Here is a 16,472-nt window from a genome sequence, read left to right on the forward strand (position 1 = left end):
GGTATCGGCGTGCCTAGGCCTCCGCGAGCGACACGGCCGCCCGGGCCAGCGCGGTGATCCCGTCCCAGTCCTGCTGCTCGACCAGGGCGGGCGGGGTCAGCCAGGTGCCGCCGACGCAGCCGACGTTGGGCAGCGCGAGGTACGTCGGCGCGTTGGCCGGCGTGACGCCGCCGGTGGGGCAGAAGCGCGCCTCGGGCACCGGCGAGGCGATGGCCTTCAGGTACGGCGCACCGCCCGAGACCTCGGCCGGGAAGAACTTCATCTCGGTGATGCCGGCCTCGAGGCAGATGAGCACCTCCGAGACCGTGGCGGTGCCGGGCAGGAACGGCAGCCCGGTGTCGGCCATCCCGGCGAGCAGCGACGGCGTCGCGCCGGGGGAGACCAGGAACCGCGCGCCGGCGTCGAGCGCCTGCTTGGCGTGTCCGGGCGTGAGCACGGTGCCGGCGCCGAGCAGGATCTCGGGCACCTCGTCGGCGATGGCGCGCATCGCGTCGAGCGCGACCGGGGTGCGCAGGGTCAGCTCGATGGCCGGCAGGCCCCCGGCGACGAGCGCGCGGGCGATCTGCACGGCGTCCTCGACGCGGTGGGCGACGACGACCGGCATGACCGGGACCACGCTGAGGACCGAGGCGGGGACTGAGGGCGCAGCGGACTCAGGCGTGCTGGACATGGGTGACCCCTTCGGTGGGAACGACGCCCGCGAGGGCCGGGAAGACGCTGGCGCCCTGGTCGGCGGGACCGACCGTGGCGCGGAACGCCGCGAACAGCTCGCGGCCGGTGCCGGCGAACTCCTCGCCCTCGAGCGCGCGTCCGGTGGGCGCGCGGTGCTGCAGCTCGTCGGCCTCGGCGAGCGTCAGCAGCCCGCGCTCGGCGTCGACGGTGACCAGGTCGCCGTCGCGCACCCGGGCCAGCGGCCCGCCGAGGGCGGCCTCCGGGGTCACGTGGATGGCTGCCGGCACCTTGCCCGAGGCACCGGACATCCGGCCGTCGGTGACGATCGCGACCTGGTGGCCGCGGTCCTGCAGCACCCCGAGGGCGGGGTTGAGCTTGTGCAGCTCGGGCATGCCGTTGGCGGCCGGGCCCTGGTAGCGGATGACGGCGACGAGGTCGCGCCCGTCGAGCTCGCCGGCCGCGAACGCCGTGAGGAAGTCGGCCTGGTCGTCGAAGACCAGCGCCGGGGCGGTGACCACGCGGTGCTCGGGCTTGACCGCCGAGGTCTTGATGACCGCAGTGCCGAGCGGGCCGCCGAGCACCTTGAGCCCGCCGTCGCGGTCGAACGGGTCGTCGGCCGGGCGCAGCACGTCGAGGTCGAGGCTCTGCTTGGGGCCCTCGACCCAGGTGATCTCGCCGCCGCGCAGCTGCGGCTCGGTCGTGTACGTCGACAGGCCGTGGCCCATGATCGTGCGCACGTCCTCGTGGAGGAGGCCCGCCCGCAGCAGGGTGTGCACGAGGAACGCGATCCCGCCGGCGGCGTGGAAGTGGTTCACGTCGGCCGCGCCGTTGGGGTAGATCCGGCACAGCAGCGGCACGACCGCGGACAGGTCGGAGAGGTCCTGCCAGGTCAGCGCGATGCCCGCGGCGCGGGCGATGGCGACCAGGTGCAGCGTGTGGTTGGTCGACCCGCCGCTGGCGAGCAGCGCGACGCAGGCGTTGACGATCGCCTTCTCGTCGACGATCTCGCCGATCGGGGTCGGCTCGCCGCCCTGGCGGGTGATCGCGACGGCGCGGGCCGCCGCGGCGTCGGTGAGTGCCGCGCGCGTCGGGGTGTCGGGGTTGACGAAGGACGAGCCCGGCAGGTGCAGGCCCAGCACCTCCATCAGCAGCTGGTTGGAGTTGGCGGTGCCGTAGAAGGTGCACGTGCCGCGCGAGTGGTACGACGCGGCCTCGGCCTCGAGCAGCTCGGCGCGCCCGACCTTGCCCTCGGCGTACAGCTGCCGGATGCGGGCCTTCTCGCCGTTGGGCAGCCCCGAGGCCATCGGCCCGGCGGGCACGAAGACCGTCGGCAGGTGGCCGAAGGACAGGGCGCCGATGAGCAGCCCCGGCACGATCTTGTCGCAGACGCCGAGCATGAGCGCGCCGTCGAACATGTCGTGCGACAGGGCGATCGCCGTCGACATGGCGATGACGTCGCGGCTGTAGAGCGAGAGCTGCATGCCGTCGCGGCCCTGGGTGACGCCGTCGCACATCGCGGGCACGCCGCCCGCGACCTGGGCGATGCCGCCGGCGCGGACGACGGCCTTCTTGAGCACCGGCGGGTAGTCGCCGAACGGCTGGTGCGCGGAGAGCATGTCGTTGTAGCTGGTGACGATGGCGAGGTTGGGCTTGACCCGCCCGCGCAGGGCCTGCTTGCCGCTCGCCTCCTCGGCCGCGAAGCCGTGGGCGAGGTTGGCGCAGGCCAGCTTGGTGCGGGCGGGGCCGGTGTCGCCGGCGCGCTGGATGCGCTCGAGGTACGCCGCGCGGGAGGCCGCGCTGCGGTCGGCGATGCGCGCGGTCACCGCCGCGACGACGGGATGGGGACGCCTCTGCGGACGGGTCATCGGTCGGTCTCCTGCCAGGTCCGGCCGTCGCGCTCGAGGAGCGCCTCGGCGGCTGCCGGCCCGCTGCTGCCGGCCGGGTACTCGTCGGGACGCTCGTCGAGGCTCGACCAGCGCTGCAGCACGGGCTCCACCCACGCCCACGCGGCCTCGACCTCGTCGCGGCGCATGAACAGCGTGGGGTTGCCCTTGAGGACGTCGAGCAGGAGCCGCTCGTAGGCCTCCGGGGAGACCGCGTCGAACGCGGTCGCGTAGCTGAGGTCGAGGGTCGCCGGGCGCAGGCGGATGCCGCCGGGGCCGGGCTCCTTGACCGTCATGTGCAGGTGCATGCCCTCGTCGGGCTGGACCCGGATGTGCAGGCGGTTGGGCTCGGTGGCGCCTTCGCTGCCGGGGAACATCGCGTGCGGCGGCGCCTTGAACACGACGACGATCTCGGAGGTGCGGCGGTCCATCCGCTTGCCGGTGCGCAGGTAGAACGGCACGCCGGCCCAGCGCCAGTTCTGCACCTCGGCGCGCAGCGCGACGAAGGTCTCGGTCTGGCTCGGGCGGCCCAGCTCGTCGGCGTACGCCGGCACCTCGGCGCCGTCCACCACGCCCGCGGCGTACGACCCGCGCACGGTGTCGCGGTCGACGTCCTCGGGGCTCATCGGCTTGAGCGCCTGGAGGACCTTGAGCTTCTCGTCGCGGACGGTCTCGCGCCCGACGTAGGTCGGGGGCTCCATGGCGACGAGGCAGAGCAGCTGCAGCAGGTGGTTCTGCACCATGTCGCGCAGCGCGCCGGAGGTGTCGTAGTAGCCGCTGCGCTCGCCGACGCCCAGGGTCTCGGCGGCGGTGATCTGCACGTGGTCGATCCACCGGGAGTTCCACAGCGGCTCGAGGAAGGTGTTTGCGAAGCGCGTGACCAGGAGGTTCTGGACGCTCTCCTTGCCGAGGTAGTGGTCGATGCGGAAGATCTGCGGCTCGTCGAAGACCTGGCCGACGGCGTCGTTGATGCGGCGCGCGGAGGCGAGGTCGGTGCCGAGCGGCTTCTCGAGCACGACACGCGAGGTGGGCTCCACGACGCCGATGTCGTCGAGGCGCTGGCAGATCGGCCCGAAGAGCCGCGGCGCGACGGCGAGGTAGAAGACGCGGACGACGTCGTCGGACTCGGCCTGCTTGAGCACGCCGTGCAGCTCGTCCCACCCCTCGGGGGAGTCGGCGTCGACGACGACGTGGCGCACGCGGTCGAGGAGGCGCTCGATGACGGTCTCGTCGAGCTCGTGGGCCGGCACGTGGGTGTGGACGGCCTCGCGGACCATCGCGCGGTAGCCCGCGTCGTCGAGGTCGTGGCGCGATCCACCGATCACGCGGGTGCCCGGCGCGAGGTTGCCCCGGCGCTCGGACTGGTAGAGGGCGGGCAGGAGCTTGCGCAGCGCGAGGTCTCCGGTGCCGCCCACGACGGTCAGGTCGCACACGGAGGAAGCGGTGGCGAGCTCACTGGTCGGCAACGTCATAGGTGCAACGGTAGGGACTCAAGTGGGTATGCGCCAAGCACCACTTAGGTATTTCCTGAACTTAACTTGCCGTTCTACCATCGATCACGTGAGTGAATCGGCCGGCGAGGTGCTCGAGCTGGTGCGTTCCGGACGCGCCGCCACCCGTTCCGACCTGCGACGACTCACCGGGATGTCGCGTACGGCGGTCGTCGCGCGGGTCACCGCGCTGACCGACGCCGGGCTCCTGCTCGAGGGCGAGGAGCTGAAGTCGACCGGCGGCCGCCCGCCGGGTGGTCTGGTCTTCAACGCCGGTCGCGGCGTCGTCCTCGGCGTCGCGATCGGGCGCTCGCGCGCGCAGGTCTCGGTCGCCGACCTCGACGGTCGCGAGCTCGGTGCGGCCTCGGTCGACCACGAGGAGGGCTCCGGCCCGGACGTGGTGATGCCCCAGGTCGCCGAGCAGCTCGCGCTGCTGCTGGCCGAGCGCGCTCCCGCCGGCTCCCCGGGCGCCGAGGTGTTCGCCGTCGGGCTGAGCCTGCCCGGCACCATCGACCCGGTGCGCGGGCTGTGCATCGACTCACCGGTCATGGCCGCCTGGGAGGGTGTCGACCTGCGACCGCACCTCGCCTCGGTCACCGCCGCCCCCGTCTTCGTCGGCAACGACGCCGACGTGCTCGCCCGCTCGGAGCGGCTCGGCGTCGCCCGCCACCTCGACGACCTGATCGTGCTCAAGGCCTCGACCGGTCTCGGGCTCGGCATCGTCGCCGACGGCCGGGTCGTCTCCGGCCACCTCGGCGGCGCCGGCGAGATCGGCCACACCATCGTCGCGGGCGCCGCCGGCCGTCCATGCCGCTGCGGCAACCACGGCTGTCTCGAGACCATCGCCGGCGGCTGGGCGCTCGTCGCCGCCAGCCGTGAGGCCGGGCGCCCCGTCGGCCACATCCGCGACCTCGTCGATCTCGCCGCCTCCGGTGACGCCGAGGCCAAGGCCCAGCTGCGCGAGGGCGGCCGCCTCCTCGGCGAGGTCCTCGCCGTCGCCATCAACCTGCTCAACCCCCAGGCCGTCGTCGTCGGCGGCGACATGGCCGCGGCGTTCGACGTCTACGCCGCCGGCATCCGCGAGAGCGTCTACGCCCGCTCGACGGCGCTCGCCACCCGCGACCTGCAGTTCCTGCCCTCGACGTTCGGCGACCGCGCCGGCGTCGTCGGCTGCGTCGCCATGGCCCTCGACGAGGTCCTCAGCCCCGACGCCGTCGACGCCCGCCTCCTCCGTTCCCGCCCGGCCCCCTCCAGCTCCGCGCCCGAGCCCGCCGCCACCCGCCAGCTGTAACGCGGAGTTGGAGGCCCTTCCGACCCGTTGCAACGGGTCGGGACCGTCACCAACTCCGCGTTACAAGCGGGCGGTACGGCGGGGGAGGGGCGCAGGCGGCGCGGGGAGCCGGGGTCGCTGTCCCTGTGGAAGTCTCGGGCGGGGTGAGGGCTAGCGTGTCGGCGTGCAGACCTACCCGGTGGAGCAGGCGGAGCAGTTCGTGCGCGACGGGTGGTGGAGCGGGCGGACCTGGGACGACCTGCTGCGCGAGCACGTCGAGGCGACGCCGGGCGCGCTGGCGCTGGTCGACCCGCCGGACCTCGCCCGCATCACCGGCGCGGTGGCAGCGGAGTCGAAGCGGCTCACCTGGGCCGAGGTCGACGCCCACGTCGACGCGCTGGCGCGCACGCTGTTCGCGCAGGGGGTGCGCGCGGACGACGTGGTGGGGGTGCAGCTGCCCAACGTCGCCGAGCTCCCGATCGCGCTGCTCGCGGTGGCCCGCCTCGGCGCGGTCGTCACGCCGTTCCCGGTGCAGTACCGCCGCCACGAGCTGACCCGGATGGGCCAGCGCGCCGGGATCGTCGCGTTCGTGACGACCGCCCACGCACTGGGCCGCGACCTCGCCGCCGAGGCGCTCGGGCTCGTCGGGGCCGTCGAGACGCTCCGCGCCGTCGTGTCGTACGGCGAGCCGCCGGCCGGCGCGATCGGCGTGGCGCACGCGAGCGACCCGGCGTACGACGCCCACCTCGGAGAGGTCGACCGCGACCCCAACGACACCGTCACGCTCGCCTGGACCTCCGGCACCGAGGGCGAGCCGAAGGGCGTGCCGCGCGCCTACGGCGACTGGGAGGTCGTCGGGCACGCGACGAGCGAGAGCCCGCGGCTGCGGCCCGACGACGTCATGCTCAACCTGTTCCCGATGGTCAACGCCGGCGGCCTCGGCGGGATGTTCATGCCCTGGCTGCTGCTCGGCACGACCCTGGTGCAGCACCACCCGTTCTCGCTCGGGGTGTTCCTCGGTCAGATCGCCGACGAGCAGGTGACCTACACCTGCGCGCCGCCGCTCGTGCTCGACACGATCGCCGGCGACCCGAGGCTGTGGGAGACCCACGACCTGTCCAGCCTGCGCGCGGTCGGCTCCGGCTCGGCGCCGCTCGCCGGGTGGATGATCGCGGTCTGGGAGCAGGAGCACGGCGTCGAGGTGCTCAACCTGTTCGGCTCCAACGAGGGCGGCGTGCTGTTCGCCGACCCCGACACGGTGCCCGACCCGCACCAGCGCGGCCGGCTGTTCCCGCGCTACGGCGCCGGCGAGCATCCCTTCCGGCACCGGGTCGGCCACGCCATGCAGGGCCGGCTCGTCGACCTCGACGACGGCAGCGTGATCGAGGAGCCGGGCCGGCCCGGCGAGCTGCGCCTCAAGGGACCGACGATCTTCGCGGGCTACTGGGGCCGCGGGCGCGACGGCTTCGACGAGGACGGCTGGTTCTGCACCGGCGACGTCTTCGAGATCTCCTCGGAGTCGCCGTCCCACCTCGTGCACGTCGACCGGGCCAAGGACCTCATCGTGCGCGGCGGCTACAAGATCTCCGCGGCCGAGATCGAGGCGCTCGTCTCGGCCGACCCGCGGGTCGCCGAGGTCGCGGCGGTCGCCGAGCCCGATGCGCGGGTCGGTGAGCGGGTCTGCCTGTTCGTCGTACGAGCGCCGGGGCAGGACCCGCCCACGCTGGAGAGCGTCATCGAGCGGCTGCGGACCCACGACGTCGCGACGTTCAAGCTGCCGGAGCGGCTCGAGGTGGTCGACGCCCTGCCGCGCAACCCGGTCGGCAAGGTGCTCAAGCGGGAGCTGCGCGAGCGGTTGGGCTGACCTCAGTCGGCCGCCGGCTCCAGCTGGATCTCGTGGCCGGTGAGCGGCTGGGTGCACTGGTCGCAGGTCAGCACGCCGTGGAACTCCTGGCGGCACGCGCGGTGCTTCCAGCGCAGCACCGGCCCCTCCTCGGCGCGGTACCAGCTCTCGGCCCACTCCAGCGTCACGCCGATCACCGGGAAGAAGTCGATGCCCTTGGGGGTCAGCTTGTACTCCGCCCAGTCGGGGCGATCGGCGAGCTTGACCTGGTGCAGGATCTCCCGCTCGCACAGGGACGCCAGGCGGTCGGCGAGCAGGCTCGGCGGGGCGCCCAGCAGGCTCTGGAAGTCGGTGAACCGACTGACGCCCATGAACGCCGCGCCGACCACCGCGGAGGACCAGCGGTTGCCGAAGACGGCCATCGTGTCGGGGTAGAACGCCTTGGCCGCCCGCTCGCGCGACTGCGAACGCCGACGCGTGCGCGACTCGGGCGTCGAGCGCTGCCAGCCGCCGCTCGGCCCCCAGGTCGCGACCAGGTCGTGGGCGGTGACGGCCTCGCCGCACGCGCGGCAGCTGTAGCGCGGGGTGAACTCCGCGCCGCAGACGCGGTGACGCATCGGGGGCGTGTCGTAGGTGTGCTCGGGCACCCAACGGCGCTCCCAGCCCCAGATGGCGGCCAGGATCGGCCAGACGCCGCGGCCCTTCTCGGTCAGGACGTACTCCGCGCGCACCGGGTGCTGCTGGTAGACGACCTTCTCCATCAGCTGCTCGCGCACCAGCAGGTCGAGCCGCGCGGTGAGCACGGCGTAGGAGATCGGCAGGGCCGCGCTGAAGTCGGAGTAGCGCTTCGCGCCGAGGACCGAGTGACGCAGCAGCAGGAGCGTCCACTCGTCGCCGAGCAGCCCGAAGGCGATGCCGAGCGCGTTGGCGCCCTCACCCTCGGGCAGCACGGTCACCGCGCGTCGGCGCTCACTCCCCGTGGTGGACGTGGTGGACACCCGCGCACTCTAAGGCTCCACCGGGCCCGATGCCGCGGGCCCGTTGACCAGTGACTTCATCTTCGGTAGTAATCGGTCATGACCGAGACCCTCCCGACCGAAGGCTGGGCGGTCCTGCGCCAGGCCGTCATCGCCACCGCCGACCACGACGCGACGAGCAGCAGGCTGCGCGAGGGACTCGGTCTCGAGCCCGGCTTCGCCGACCCGCTGCTGGCCGACATCGGGCTGCGGGACGAGACCCTGCGCATCGGCTCCGAGTCCCACCTCGAGGTCGTCGCGCCGCTGACCGACGACCACCCGCTGCGCCGCTGGCTGGCCAAGGTCGGCGGCACCGCCGGCTACTGCCTGTCGGTCCAGGTGCCCGACGTGCAGGTCCTCCTCGACAGCGCTGCCGCGGCCGGTGTGCGGGTGCTCTTCGACGAGCGCCACTTCGACCGCCGCATCGTGCAGCTGCACCCCGGCGACATGGGCGTCATCGTCGAGCTCGACGAGATCCCCGAGCGCGACGTGTGGTTCTGGGACGACGTCGACGCGGTCGAGCCCGCTTCCCCGCTCGTCGGCGACGTCCTCGGTGTCGAGATCGCCACGCCCGACCCGGCCGCGCTCGCGCAGCGCTGGACCGAGGTGCTCGGCGCGGTGCTCGCCGACGACCAGTCGGCGTACGACGACGGCGCGGCTCGGGTCTGGCTCGGCACCCGCCGGGTGCGGTTCGTCGAGGGCCCGCAGACGGTGATGCGCGCGGTCGAGCTCGCCGCGAGCGAGCACGCCGACGGGGCCCCGAGCGTGGTCGACCTCGACGGGGTGGAGCTGCGCATCAACCGCCCTTGACGGGTCCGGTGACCCCTCCTAGAGTCACACCGTCAATTGTAGTGACCCCGCTCACGCCCCCTCACGGATGGGAAGCCGACCGATGCTGAAGGTGTCCGAAGTGGTCCTCGACTTCGGGGGCATCCGCGCCCTCGACACGGTCGGGTTCACCGTCGGCGACGGCGAGATCTGCGGGCTGATCGGGCCCAACGGCGCCGGCAAGACGTCGCTGTTCAACTGCATCACCCGCATCTACCAGCCCGACTCGGGCTCGATCACCTTCGACGGCACCGACCTGCTCGGCCTGCGCCGTCACCAGGTGGTGCGCCACGGCATCGCGCGGACCTTCCAGAACCTCGCGCTGTGGCCCAAGCTCACCGTGCTCGAGAACACCGTGCTGGGTGCCCACAGTCTGGCCACGCCACGGCTGGTCCCGTCGGCCGTGGCGTGGCCGTCCACCCGGGCGGCGCGCAAGCGCGTCGACCTGCGGGCCTGGGAGCTGCTCGAGCGGCTCGACCTGCTCGACCTGGCCTCCCACCCGGCGGCCGGTCTGCCGTTCGGCACGCTCAAGCGCGTCGAGCTGGCCCGGGCGCTGATCAGCGAGCCGTCGCTGCTGCTGCTCGACGAGCCCGCCGGGGGCCTCACGCACGCCGAGGTCGACGAGCTCGCCGCGGTGGTGCAGGGGCTGCAGGCCGAGCTCGGCTTCAGCGTGCTCCTCGTCGAGCACCACATGGGGATGGTGATGAGCATGAGCGACCACGTCGTCGCGATGGACTTCGGCCGCACGATCGCGGACGGCACGCCCGACGAGGTCAAGCGCGACCCGGCCGTCGTCGCGGCGTACCTCGGGACCGCCGCGTGAGCGCCCTGCTCGAGGCCCGGGGCCTCTCGGCCGGCTACGGCCAGGCCCACGTGCTGCACGGGGTCGACCTCACGATCGAGCCCGGCCAGGTCGTCGTCGTGCTCGGCGCCAACGGCGCCGGCAAGACCACCCTCATGCGCTCGCTCGCCGGGCTGCTGCCCTACGACGGCGAGCTGCGCGTCGACGGCGAGACCGTCGGCGCGGTGCGCCCCGACCAGATGGTGGCCCGCGGCGTCAGCCTCGTGCCCCAGGGGCGCGGCACCCTGACCGCGCTGAGCGTGACCGACAACCTGCGCACCGGCGCCGTCGGACGACGCGACGCGAGCGGCGTCCAGGAGGACATCGACCGCTGGTTCACGACGTTCCCGCGCCTCGCCGAACGCCGCCACCAGGTCGCCGGCACGCTCTCGGGCGGCGAGCAGCAGATGCTCGCCATCGCCCGGGCGCTGATGAGCCGCCCGCGACTGCTGCTGTGCGACGAGATCAGCCTCGGCCTCGCCCCGGTGATCGTGCAGGGGCTCTTCGAGACCATCCGCGGCATCAACGAGGAGATGGGCACCGCGCTGCTCCTCGTCGAGCAGAACGCCGCGCTGGCGATGGGCATCGCCTCCTACGTCTACCTGCTCGAGGTCGGGCGCGTCGTGCAGTCGGGCGCCGCCGAGTCCTTCGCGCAGAGCGACAGCATCCGCCGCGTCTACCTCGGCTACTGACCCCCGGACCAGGACGGAACTCCCGTGGACATCTTCCTCACCCGCCTGATCTCGGGCATGACGGCCGGCTCGGTCTACGCGATGATCGCGCTCGCGCTCGTCGTGGTCTTCCGCAGCTCGGCCACCATCAACTTCGCGCAGGGCGAGTTCGCCCTCTTCACCACCTACGTCTCCTGGTGGCTCACCCAGCACGGCTGGAACATCTGGCTGACGCTCGTCCCGGCCCTCGGCCTCGGCTTCGTGATGTGCGCGGTGGCCGAGCGCTTCCTCATTCGGCCCGTGCGCAAGCGCGACGAGACGGCGGTGCTGATCGTCGCGCTCGCGTTGTTCACCGGGTTGAACGGGTTGGCGGGGTGGATATGGGGGTCCGACGACAAGGTCTACCCACGGCTCGTGCCGATCGGTGACGACTCGTTCCTGGCGCTGGGCGGGGCCCGGCTCTACTACGACTCGATCTTCGTCGTGCTCTCGCTCGTGCTGGTCGTCGGCGCGCTGTCGCTGGTGCTCAACAAGACCGGCCTCGGGCTGCAGATGCGGGCCGTGGCGACCAACCCCGAGTCGGCCAGCCTGTGCGGCATCAAGGTCGGGCGCATCTTCATGATCAGCTGGGGCCTCGCCGGCGTCATCGGCTCGCTCGCCGCGGCCATCCTCGTGCCGGTGCTGCCGCCCGGGCAGCTCGGCCTGCCGGGCATGTTCCACATGCTGATCTTCGGCACCGTCGCCGCGCTGCTCGGCGGCCTCGACAGCGTCAAGGGCGCCGTCGTCGGCGGCCTCTCGCTCGGGGTCGGCCTCGCCATGATCAACGGCTACGGCTCCTTCTTCGGAGGCTCGATCTCGCTGACCGTGGCGCTCGTCGTCATCGTCGTCGTGCTCGGCCTCAAGCCCAACGGCCTCTTCGGCTCCCGACGACTGGAGCGTGTCTGATGACCACGGTGCAGAGCCCGACCCCCACCCCGACCCCCGAGCGCCCGGCCCGACCGGCCGCCCGCAGCGGCCCGCGGGTCGTCGTACGCGGCAGTGGTGCGCACCGAGCGGCCCAGGCCGTCGTGCTCGTGCTGCTCGCCGCGGTGGTCATCTGGGGCGGCAGCCTCGACCCGTTCGGCCAGGGTCAGCTGACCCGTGCCGCGATCTTCGCGCTGGCGATCATGGGGCTCAACTTCACGACCGGCTACGTCGGGCTGCTGTCGGTCGGGCACTCGGCGTTCCTCGGCCTCGGCGCCTACACGACCGGCATCCTGGTCGTGAACTACAACCAGACCGCCATCTCCACCATCCCGTGGGCGATGCTCGTCTGCTTCCTGGTCGGGCTGCTCGTGGGCATCCCGGCGCTGCGCATCCGCGGGCTCTACCTCGCGATGGTCACCCTCGCGCTCGGGGTGGCGTTCCCCGAGGTCGTCGCCCGGCTCGACGGGCTCACCGGCGGCGCCGAGGGCATGACGATCCGGCGCACGCTGCTGCGCCCGCCGGACTGGTCGGGGTTCACGCTCGGCGAGAAGGACGCCTGGCTCTACTGGCTGACGATCGTGCTGCTCGTCGTGACCTTCGTGGTCGTGCGCAACGTGATCAGCAGCCGCTACGGCCTCGCCATGCACGCCGTGCGCCAGGACGAGGTCGCGGCCTCGGCCTCGGGCATCAACGTCGCTGCGATCAAGCTGGTGAGCTTCGGCGTCTCCGGCGCGATCACCGGTCTGGCCGGCAGCCTGTTCGCGATGTACATCGGCAGCCTCTTCGCCGAGGGCTCCTTCACCGTGCTCGCCGGCATCACGCTGCTCATCGGCCTCGTGCTCGGTGGTGAGCGGACGCTCGCCGGACCGATCATCGGCGGCCTCGCCGTCGTGCTGATCCCCTACTACACCTCGGGCATCGGCCAGGGGCAGGCCTCGGCGGTGCTGTTCGCCGTGGTGCTCATCGCCGTCATCTTCCTCGCCCCCGAGGGCGTCGCCGGCGGTGTCGCGCGGCTCGCCCGGCGCTGGGTCGTGGTCGTCGACAAGCGGCCGGAGTCGATCGGTCGGGGGCGGTAGTCCGCGACGTTCTGGCCCCTGTGACCGGCGTCGAGGGGTCAGAACGTCACGGACTACCGACCACTTCCACTGCGACAGTCACCAGGCCACCGCGGGGTACGATGCGCCGTCCCCGGTCCGCGGGGCGTGTCCGATCAGCAGCCAGCACCAGGACGGCGATGCGCGCAGAGGCCACCGAGAGCACCGAGGCCACCCCGAGTGGTGACTTCGAGCCGTCGTCGCCGATCGGTCGCGCGCTGGTGCTCATCGGCGACATGTGGACCGTGCGCATCGTGCGCGCGGTGTTCCTCGGCGTACGCCGCTTCCAGGACCTGCGCGACGAGCTCGCGATCTCCGATCCCGTGCTGGCCCGGCGCCTGCGCAGCCTGGTCGACGACGGCGTGCTGACGACGCGGCAGTACTCCACGCACCCGCCGCGCAGCGAGTACCTCCTCACCGACGCCGGCCTCGACCTGTGGCAGGTCCTCGTCGCGATGTGGGCGTGGGACCGCACGTGGGCCGGCCCGTCGCACCCGCTGGCGCGCGCCGAGCTGACCCACCTGACCTGCGACCGCGTGACCCGGCCCGTCTTCGGCGACCGCGCCTGCGGGGCGATCGGTCTCGGCGCCCGCGACGTCCGCGTCGACGTCGCCGACCTGGTGCTGCACGAGGCGACCGACCGGCGCTCGCGACGCTCGCCCGCGCTCGCCGCGCCCCTCGACTCGACCGGCGTGCTCGGCGACCGCTGGTCGACGCTGATCCTCGCCGACGCGCTGATGGGCTCGCGCCGGTTCACCGACTTCGAGGCGCACCTCGGCATCGCGCCGGTGACCCTGACCCGGCGGTTGGCGCTGTTCGTCGACGTCGGCCTCTTCACCCACGACGTCGCCCGCGACGGCGGCCGCCGGCGGGTCTACACCCCGACGCCGCAGGCCGTGGACTTCTTCTCGGTCTTCGCCGCGGTCAACCGCTGGGCCGAGCAGTGGCAGAGCGACGACGGCGCGTCGGGGCTGCGCTTCACCCACCGGGCCTGCGGGCAGACCCTCGTGCCGGCGTACACCTGCAACGCCTGCAACCAGGTGCTCGAGCGCGCCGACGTCCTCTTCACCGGGCTCGACCGCGAGGCCATGCGGCGCTGAGACACCTGCTTCCTGACGTTCTGGGGTGTTGCAACGCCCCAGAACGTTGGCGATCCCAGCAGATGCTGGGATTCCGACACCTACCTCCCGCGGAACACCGCCGGCCGCTTCTCCAAGAACGCCGCGACGCCCTCGCGGTGGTCCTCGGACTGCTGGCACTCGGTGAGCGCGACGACGTTGTCGGCGAGGTGCTGCGCCCTCGGCTTGGTGTACGACGAGTCGAGCAGCGCCTTCACCCGTGTCAGGGCGTACGGCGAGCCGGAGGAGACCTGCGCGGCGAGCTCGCGCGCCCGGCCCGTCAGGTCGACGGGCGGCACGACCTCGAGCAGGAAGCCGATGCGCTCGGCCTCGGCGGCGTCGATGAACTCACCGGTGTAGAGCAGCCGCTTGGCCTGCTGCAAGCCGACGATCTGCGGCAGCAGCCAGGTGCCGGCGCCCGCGTCGGGCACGAGGCCGCGCTGCACGAAGACCCACGAGAACCGCGCCCGCGGGGTCGCGATGCGGAAGTCGCACATCGTCGCCATCTCGACGCCGAACCCCGCCACCGGGCCGTCGATCGCCGCGATCGTCGGCTTGGGGCAGTCGGCCCAGAACCACTGCGTGCCGTCGGTGTGGCTGGTGCGCTCGAGCGGGTCGGCGTCGGCGGCGACCTCGTGGAGCGCGGTGAGGTCGGTGCCGGCGCAGAAGCTGCCCGGCACGCCGGCGAAGACGATCGCCTCCACCTCGGGGTCGGCGCCGTCGCGCAGCACCGCCTCGCGGACGGCGTCGAGCATCTCGTAGGTCAGCGCGTTGCGGCGTCCGGGACGGTCGAGGGTGATCGTCGCGATCCCGTCGGTGACGTCGTGATGGACGTGCTCGGTCAGCTGCTCCCTCATGCCTGCCTCCCGACGAAGCGGAACCCGACCCCGCTCAGGGTCACGACGTCGCCCACCCGCTCCGGGTCGGCGGCGGTCACGTCGACCGCCCGCAGCCCCTCGTCGCCCTCGACGAACGTCACGGTCGTCGGTCCGAGACGCAGCCGGTCGCCGTCCGGGCGTACGTCGAGCAGGTGCGCCCAGGTCGCGACGACCGACGCGGGGTCGGGCACGGCGACCTCGGCGCCGACCACGTCGGTGGCGACCCCGGTGGCCGCGCGCTCGAAAATCTGGGGCGCGTAGTGCCAGGAGGCCGGCGGGTCGACCTCGTCGAGCTCGACGAGGGTGCCCATCGCGCGGGGGTGCCACTGCGAGATGCGGCCGGCGCCGAACGACTCGCCGAAGAGCGGTGCGATGCCGGCCTCGGCGGCCCGGGCGACGACCGCGTCGAGGTCGGGCACCTGCACGTCGAGCAGGTAGCCGCACGCGCCGCGGCGTCCCAGCAGTCGCTGCGCCGGCGTCGCCGTCTCGGACGGGAGCGGGCTGCAGAGCTCGAGGAAGGTGTCGGCGAACGACACGATCTCGTGCTCGAACCCGAGCGCCGCCATCTCCTCGGGGTCGCGCGTGCCCTCGGTCGCGCCGAGCGTCGCCCGCACCTCGGCGAGCGCGCTCTCGAGGTCGGGCACGAGCAGCGCGACCTGGCGCAGCCGGGGGAGGGGAGGGGCGGTCACGGCGGCTCCGATCACAGTGCTCGGTCGCAGGGCTGAGGGGTGCCGCGATGCTACGGTGACGCCACTGAAACTACCAGTGGGCAAGTGACTCCCGGAGGCATCCTGTGACCCCTCAGCTCGACGCCCTGCGGCTGCCGGTGGTGGCCGCGCCGATGTTCCTGGTCTCGGGCCCCGAGCTCGTGGTCGCGGCGGCCCGCGCCGGCATCGTGGGGTCGTTCCCGGCGCCCAACTGCCGCACGGTCGACGAGCTCGACGCGTGGATGGCGCGCATCGCCCGCGACGTCGAGGGCGCCCGCGGCACCTGGGCGGTCAACCTCGTCACCCACCGCACCAATGCCCGTCTCGCCGACGACCTCGAGGTCGTCGCCGCCCACCGCCCGCCGGTGGTCATCACCGCCCTCGGCTCGCCCAAGCCGGTGATGGAGACGGTCCACGGCTACGGCGGGCTCGTCATCGCCGACGTCACGACCCTCGCGCTCGCCGACAAGGCCGTGGCCGCCGGCGTCGACGGCCTGGCCTGCGTGTCGGCCGGCGCGGGCGGGCACACCGGCCACCTCTCGCCGTTCGCGTTCGTCTCCGCGGTGCGGGAGTCCTTCGGCGGCATCGTGACGATCGGCGGGGCGATCACCGACGGCCACGGCGTCGCGGGCGCGGTCGCCGCCGGTGCCGACCTCGTCTACGTCGGCACCCGCTTCCTCGCGACCACCGAGAGCACCGCGGACGCGGCGTACAAGCAGATGGTCGTCGACCACGGCCCCGCCGACCTCGTCGTCAGCTCCGCGGTCACCGGCACCGACGCCTCCTGGCTGCGCCCCAGCCTCGCCGCCAACGGCTACGACCCCGACACCGCCGAGCCCCCCGCCCAGCGCGAGTACGCCTCCGGCGAGTCCGCCCAGCGCCGCTGGAAGGACATCTGGGCCGCCGGCCAGGGCCTGCAGACCATCCGCGCCGTCGAGCCCGTCGCCGACGTCGTCGACCGCATGGAGCGGGAGTACGTCGAGGCCGCCCAGCGGCTGGCCTCGCGCGTCAACGGTGGTTGAGGAGGCCCGCTAGGGACGCCGATCCCGGTGGTTGATGAGGCCGGCTACGGCCGGCTGGAACCACGCTGGCCGAGGGTGGTTTCGAGACAGGACTTCGTCCTTCCTCAACCACCGGACCGGTGGTTGAGGAGGCCCGTTAGGGCCGTCTCGAAACCACGCGCGCGCCGTTGAGC

General features: G+C 73.0%; 15 protein-coding genes. 9 read left to right on the top strand and 6 right to left on the bottom strand.

The window, feature by feature from the left end:
- Positions 1–13: 13 nt before the first annotated feature.
- From eda to zwf, 3 genes are read right to left on the bottom strand one after another with little or no spacing between them, the layout of a single operon-like run.
- Positions 14–670: a bifunctional 4-hydroxy-2-oxoglutarate aldolase/2-dehydro-3-deoxy-phosphogluconate aldolase gene (gene eda / locus GRQ65_RS20980; protein WP_160879967.1), complete on the bottom strand. Its 657-nt coding sequence runs from the start codon at positions 668–670 to the stop codon at positions 14–16.
- A complete protein-coding gene (gene edd, locus GRQ65_RS20985) occupies positions 654–2,537 on the bottom strand; it encodes a phosphogluconate dehydratase (RefSeq protein WP_160879968.1) in 1,884 nt (627 codons plus the stop codon). The genes eda and edd overlap by 17 nt, the downstream gene beginning before the upstream one ends.
- On the bottom strand, positions 2,534–4,027 hold the full coding sequence (gene zwf / locus GRQ65_RS20990; protein WP_160879969.1) for a glucose-6-phosphate dehydrogenase: 1,494 nt from the start codon (positions 4,025–4,027) through the stop codon (positions 2,534–2,536). The genes edd and zwf overlap by 4 nt, the downstream gene beginning before the upstream one ends.
- An 88-nt stretch (positions 4,028–4,115) precedes the next feature.
- Here zwf and GRQ65_RS20995 point away from each other — a divergent pair, with 88 nt between their 5' ends.
- Both GRQ65_RS20995 and GRQ65_RS21000 read left to right on the top strand, forming a co-directional pair.
- Positions 4,116–5,336 (top strand): ROK family protein, encoded by a 1,221-nt coding sequence (locus tag GRQ65_RS20995; protein ID WP_337191928.1) that lies wholly within the window; start codon positions 4,116–4,118, stop codon positions 5,334–5,336.
- A gap of 163 nt (positions 5,337–5,499) precedes the next feature.
- Positions 5,500–7,179 (top strand): AMP-binding protein, encoded by a 1,680-nt coding sequence (locus GRQ65_RS21000; RefSeq protein ID WP_160879971.1) that lies wholly within the window; start codon positions 5,500–5,502, stop codon positions 7,177–7,179.
- A gap of 2 nt (positions 7,180–7,181) precedes the next feature.
- On the opposite strand, the gene GRQ65_RS21005 is transcribed toward GRQ65_RS21000, so the two are convergent.
- The gene (locus GRQ65_RS21005; protein ID WP_202388472.1) at positions 7,182–8,156 is read right to left on the bottom strand and encodes a winged helix-turn-helix transcriptional regulator; all 975 of its coding nucleotides are present in this window, start codon (positions 8,154–8,156) and stop codon (positions 7,182–7,184) included.
- A gap of 78 nt (positions 8,157–8,234) precedes the next feature.
- Between GRQ65_RS21005 and GRQ65_RS21010 the strand changes: the two genes are divergently transcribed.
- The 6 genes from GRQ65_RS21010 (at position 8,235) to GRQ65_RS21035 (ending at position 13,674) form a co-directional block, all read left to right on the top strand.
- Positions 8,235–8,984 (top strand): VOC family protein, encoded by a 750-nt coding sequence (locus GRQ65_RS21010; RefSeq protein WP_160879972.1) that lies wholly within the window; start codon positions 8,235–8,237, stop codon positions 8,982–8,984.
- 82 nt (positions 8,985–9,066) lie between these two features.
- Positions 9,067–9,825, top strand: coding sequence for an ABC transporter ATP-binding protein (locus GRQ65_RS21015; protein WP_160879973.1), 759 nt, complete (start codon positions 9,067–9,069; stop codon positions 9,823–9,825).
- Entirely contained in the window at positions 9,822–10,535 is a 714-nt protein-coding gene (locus GRQ65_RS21020) for an ATP-binding cassette domain-containing protein (protein ID WP_160879974.1), read from the top strand. The genes GRQ65_RS21015 and GRQ65_RS21020 overlap by 4 nt, the downstream gene beginning before the upstream one ends.
- 24 nt (positions 10,536–10,559) lie before the next feature.
- On the top strand, positions 10,560–11,459 hold the full coding sequence (locus tag GRQ65_RS21025; RefSeq protein ID WP_160879975.1) for an ABC transporter permease subunit: 900 nt from the start codon (positions 10,560–10,562) through the stop codon (positions 11,457–11,459).
- A complete protein-coding gene (locus GRQ65_RS21030; RefSeq protein ID WP_160879976.1) occupies positions 11,459–12,556 on the top strand; it encodes a branched-chain amino acid ABC transporter permease in 1,098 nt (365 codons plus the stop codon). Before GRQ65_RS21025 ends, GRQ65_RS21030 begins: the two co-directional genes overlap by 1 nt.
- A 158-nt stretch (positions 12,557–12,714) precedes the next feature.
- The gene (locus tag GRQ65_RS21035) at positions 12,715–13,674 is read left to right on the top strand and encodes a winged helix-turn-helix transcriptional regulator (RefSeq protein WP_160879977.1); all 960 of its coding nucleotides are present in this window, start codon (positions 12,715–12,717) and stop codon (positions 13,672–13,674) included.
- A gap of 80 nt (positions 13,675–13,754) precedes the next feature.
- Here GRQ65_RS21035 and GRQ65_RS21040 read toward each other — a convergent pair whose 3' ends face one another.
- The gene (locus GRQ65_RS21040; RefSeq protein WP_202388473.1) at positions 13,755–14,549 is read right to left on the bottom strand and encodes an enoyl-CoA hydratase/isomerase family protein; all 795 of its coding nucleotides are present in this window, start codon (positions 14,547–14,549) and stop codon (positions 13,755–13,757) included.
- Positions 14,546–15,259: a VOC family protein gene (locus GRQ65_RS21045; protein ID WP_160879978.1), complete on the bottom strand. Its 714-nt coding sequence runs from the start codon at positions 15,257–15,259 to the stop codon at positions 14,546–14,548. The genes GRQ65_RS21040 and GRQ65_RS21045 overlap by 4 nt, the downstream gene beginning before the upstream one ends.
- 104 nt (positions 15,260–15,363) lie before the next feature.
- Here GRQ65_RS21045 and GRQ65_RS21050 point away from each other — a divergent pair, with 104 nt between their 5' ends.
- Positions 15,364–16,299 (top strand): NAD(P)H-dependent flavin oxidoreductase, encoded by a 936-nt coding sequence (locus tag GRQ65_RS21050; protein ID WP_337191929.1) that lies wholly within the window; start codon positions 15,364–15,366, stop codon positions 16,297–16,299.
- Positions 16,300–16,472 lie beyond the last annotated feature (173 nt).

Origin of the sequence: Nocardioides flavescens (genome assembly GCF_009823805.1) — a bacterium.
Classification (GTDB): domain Bacteria; phylum Actinomycetota; class Actinomycetes; order Propionibacteriales; family Nocardioidaceae; genus Nocardioides; species Nocardioides flavescens.